The sequence below is a fragment of the Arthrobacter sp. LAR12-1-1.1 genome (assembly GCF_040676555.1).
Classification (GTDB): Bacteria; Actinomycetota; Actinomycetes; order Actinomycetales; family Micrococcaceae; genus Arthrobacter.
This window is the reverse complement of record NZ_JBEGIG010000049.1, coordinates 1-386: the sequence shown is the minus strand read 5'-3', so window position 1 is coordinate 386 and position 386 is coordinate 1. Positions and strand designations below refer to the sequence as shown.

The 386-nt window shown below is 70.5% G+C and carries 1 protein-coding gene; it reads left to right on the top strand.

Annotated features, from left to right (window positions below; genetic code table 11):
• The coding region (locus tag MRBLAR12_RS19925) for an enolase C-terminal domain-like protein (RefSeq protein WP_364747931.1) at window positions 1-386 on the top strand (386 nt) is incomplete at both ends.

Below are 386 nucleotides of genomic sequence, written 5' to 3'. Positions count from 1 at the left end.
CTGTTCGATTCGGTCCGGGAGCACCTGGAACTGGGGTACAAGTCGATCCGGATCCAGACCGCGGTCCCCGGGATCAAGGCCGTCTACGGCGTCGCGGCCCAGGCGCAGGCCTCGGGCGAACGCTACGACTACGAACCGGCCGGGCGCGGCGCGTTCCCGCAGGAGGAGGACTGGGACACCCGCGCCTACCTCCGCCACCTGCCCACCGTGTTCGAGGCGGTCCGGAACGAGTTCGGCCCGGAAATCCCGCTGCTGCACGACGGGCACCACCGGATGACCCCGATCCAGGCCGCGAAGCTGGGCAAGGCGCTGGAACCCTACGACCTGTTCTGGCTCGAGGACTGCACCCCGGCCGAGAACCAGGAGGCGCTGCGCCTGGTCCGGGC